Here is a 905-nt window from a genome sequence, read left to right on the forward strand (position 1 = left end):
TCGAGGGTGTCAGTCACCTCGGTGACCGCTGCCGCTGGGTTGGTCGCCAGGTTCTCAAAATTGCCGCCAGCGGCATCCTTGATGGTGACTTCGACCTGGCCGGCGTCTTTGTAGACGTCGTCCTTCGGTGCGTCGACAGTCACGCTGCCGGTGGTCGTGCCAGCGGCGATGGTGATCACGGCGCCGTTGCTCAACGTGACGGTGACTGGAGTCCCGGCGGCGTTGGTCAAGGTCGCGGTGTAAACGATGGAGCCGCCTTCAGCGACCGAGTCAGTAGCGCTCAGGCTGAGAGTGGTTGTATCAGGAGTGTCGGTAACCGAGGTGTCGGCCGACTTGCTGTCGACTTCCAGTTTCTCGTAGTTACCACCTTTGGCATCGTCAATCTTGACGCTCAGGGAGCTGCCGCCAGCGAGGGTATCGTTTGGCGCAACGAAGTCGACAGAACCGCTGCTCGATCCGACCGGGATGGTAATGGTCTGGCCGTTGGAGAGGGTGACGACCACCGGCGAACCGGTGACCGGCGCCGACACGGAAGCGGTGTAAACCACAGTCCCGCCTTCGGCGACGCTCGTTGTGGCACTCAGCGAAACGGTGCTGGTGTCGATGGTGTCATTGACGGTGGTGACCGCCGGGGTGTCGCTAGCCACCAGGTTCTCGAAGTTGCCACCGGTCGCGTCTTTGATGGTCGCTTCAACGGTGCCGGTGTCTTTGTAGACGTCGTCTTTCGGCGCATCGACGGTCACGGAACCGGCGGTTTTGCCCGCTTCAATGGTGATCACGGCGCCGTTTGACAAGGTCACGGTGACCGGCGTGCCGGCGGCGTTGGTCAGGGTCGCGGTGTAGGTGATCTGTCCGCCTTCATCTACGGCACCGGTCGCAGTCAGCGACAGGTTGGTGGTGTCAGC

Annotated in this window: 1 protein-coding gene; it reads right to left on the bottom strand. The window is 62.2% G+C overall.

The window, feature by feature from the left end; translation table 11 throughout:
- The coding region (locus KVG95_RS29605; protein ID WP_217858960.1) for an immunoglobulin-like domain-containing protein at positions 1-905 on the bottom strand (905 nt) is incomplete at both ends.

The organism is Pseudomonas farris (assembly GCF_019145235.1).
Lineage (GTDB): Bacteria > Pseudomonadota > Gammaproteobacteria > Pseudomonadales > Pseudomonadaceae > Aquipseudomonas > Aquipseudomonas farris.